Raw genomic sequence first — 2,597 nt, 5'->3', positions numbered from 1 at the left:
CGTTCGGCGATCTCCTGCTGCATCTTTGCGATCGATGCCTGCTGCTCGAGCACCAGGGCGTGGAGCTCGGCAACGGTGTCAGGAAGCGGCGCATGATCGGGCATGTGCCGCAGTTTACGAGCCTTCGATGCGGTTTACAACATCGACAATGCGGCCGTGCGACGGGGCTGTCGCCAATCGATGCCTTCCAGCAACATCGACAGCTGTGCCGACGTCAGAAAGATCTTGCCGCCATCCGCCTGGGGCCAAATAAACCGCCCATGCGAAAGCCGCTTCGCGAGAAGCCATAGTCCGTCATCTGTTGCCCATAGAATTTTTACGAGATCGCCGCGACGTCCCCGAAAAATGAACACGTCGCCGCCGAGCGGATTGTCTTCGAGTGCCGATTGCACCTTCGCGGCAAGAGCCGGGAAACCACTACGCATGTCGGTGATGCCTGCGGCGATCCAGATGCGAGTGCCAGCCGGCAGGCCGATCATCGGGACAGCTCCCGAATCAGCAGCCGCAGCATATCCGGCGACACGTTACCGCGAATGCGCAAGCGTGCACGGTCAAATTCAATCTCGCAGGCGTCCTCCGACACAGCCTCGCGGACCGGCATCGAGGCCTCAGCTTCCGGGACAATGCTGACTGGAAGTAACGATGCAACGTCACCATCGGGTTCCTGTCTGGCAGGTCCCGGACGCGGCGCCCCAAATGCACCCTGAAGATACTGGCGACGCCATCTGAACAGCAGGTTGGTGTTTATGTCGTTGCGACGCGCGACCAGCGATACAGACGACCCGGGCTCGAACGTCTGTTCGACCAGCTGCCGTTTGAATTCGCGCGCAAAGTTGGGGCGCTTGCCCGGTGCCTCGCACTTACTATCCACAATCTCGGCCACTTTGGTTCCCATCAAAACATTTGATGGGAACCAAATTACCCCCGTTCACAGCTGCCCGGAGAACGGCCGACGTGAGCTTGCAATTACCCACACTCGTCCTGCGCGAGTTCATATCCCAGCTGAATGTCAATCAGACGGCGCATACCGCGCCACATAACGGTATTGCCTGGCGGCGGGTCGCTGGCACGTGCAAGGTACCCACCGAGTTGCGCAAGCTTGATGAGGCTGCGCAGCAGCGGCGGCGCCTGTGCCGTGCGAGGCGTGTCCTTGACGACCCGATCAAGGAGTTCGATCTCTGTTTGTGTGACTGCCAACTGGGCGGGGGCGTGTGCAGCACACCGGTTGAGCATGGTTAGCCAAAAGATGCGCCAACTCAGGATACAAAACACCGAGATAAGATTGGCTAGGCGATCAGCCGTACGCAGCTTAGATTCTTCGGGCCTTGCATCCCGACTTCAGGATCTTATGAAAGGTCTCTATTTTCCAACGCATCGCGTACCAGTCGAGCTTCTCGATGGCTTCCGCGCGAGATTTGACCGACAGATCAGTGATTAGCTTCCACTCGATTGGAGGTCGACCGGCGGGTGCGGTCCTCTCCTGGGCATGAATGACAGTCAGACGTAGCTCGGGATAGCGACGCTGCTTATAGAGAGGTGGTAGCACCGTAATGCGGCGATACCGGATCTCCAAAAAGGCTTCGTCGGGACGGCCTTTAGAATCGCGAAGCTCAACACGATGGAGACCCTTGACCTTCGCCTCGGCCATCTCGTCGGCGATCGTATGCTCTCCGTCGCCAGCCAGGCGGTCAACGCATGTGCGCACGAGGAAGTGCGTGCCCAAATCATGCGCTTCGCAGAATAGCTCGTAAATGTCGCTTTCGCGATCGCCGATATGTACGCAGCGTTCCGGTTCGCCCAGTAATGCTGTGGATTGTCTCAGGTTTTCTAGCCAGCGATAGCTTTCCTTTTCTTCAATTGGCATACGGGTAGGGTTGACCTTTCGCTTTAACGCCGTGCAACCCTTGAACTGAGTCCGGGTCCAGAATTTGATGGCCGTCAGGCCCAGCGGCAAGCCTTCAGCGGTTACGGCCAGACTCGAATGCATCAGGATGCCGCATTGGGTCAGCGGTTGTTGCAGGCCGTGCCGTCCACGCTGAATCGACGTCTTGCCCGTATAACCGATAAGCTCAGGACGTTCCCGCTGATATGAGAACGTTGTCGTGTCCTGCAGCACGAGAATTGGGCCTTCGGTCGCCCTAAAGCGCTCACCACTCGCTTGGAAATGACCGCCCAGAATATCCTGCTCGCTTACGCGCTCATTGGACAGGAAGCGGTAAGCGCCTTTCGTGTTCGCCCAGTCTTGGCAAGCAAATGGAATGGTTTGCCCAACGCCCGACCATAGTCGCTCTAGCAACATTCGGAATCTTCTGCGAAGTCTGGAGTCTTGAAAGCTGTTATCCGCCGTCTCTCTATTGATCCAGTCCTCATCATCCACTCGCACATTACCAGTCATTATCTTTCCATCGGATGACTAATCTATGCGAGGTTAACATAACTTCTCTTGGAGTTGAAAATCATCTAGCGGGCCTCCCACCGCCGCCCCGTGGGGCGGCGGGGTAAAGTGAGTCTGCACGGAATCACTTAACCAGAAGGAGGCTGAAGTGAAATATAGCGGAATTGACCTGCATTCGAACAACAGCGTGGTGAGCGTGATC

Annotated in this window: 3 protein-coding genes; all 3 read right to left on the bottom strand. The window is 57.1% G+C overall.

What is annotated here, in order from left to right; translation table 11 throughout:
• Window positions 1-134: 134 nt before the first annotated feature.
• The gene (tnpB, locus tag AWB68_RS43980; RefSeq protein WP_087650330.1) at window positions 135-479 is read right to left on the bottom strand and encodes an IS66 family insertion sequence element accessory protein TnpB; all 345 of its coding nucleotides are present in this window, start codon (window positions 477-479) and stop codon (window positions 135-137) included.
• Window positions 476-895, bottom strand: a complete 420-nt coding sequence (tnpA, locus tag AWB68_RS43975) for an IS66-like element accessory protein TnpA (RefSeq protein ID WP_087650329.1) — start codon at window positions 893-895, stop codon at window positions 476-478. The genes tnpB and tnpA overlap by 4 nt, the downstream gene beginning before the upstream one ends.
• Before the next feature lie 414 nt (window positions 896-1,309).
• Window positions 1,310-2,395, bottom strand: a complete 1,086-nt coding sequence (locus AWB68_RS43970; RefSeq protein WP_200828971.1) for an IS4 family transposase — start codon at window positions 2,393-2,395, stop codon at window positions 1,310-1,312.
• Between the last annotated feature and the right edge of the window lie 202 nt (window positions 2,396-2,597).

Source organism: Caballeronia choica (assembly GCF_001544535.1).
Taxonomy (GTDB): domain Bacteria; phylum Pseudomonadota; class Gammaproteobacteria; order Burkholderiales; family Burkholderiaceae; genus Caballeronia; species Caballeronia choica.
Note: the sequence above shows the minus strand (reverse complement) of the source record. Positions and strands in the feature narration are given on the sequence as shown.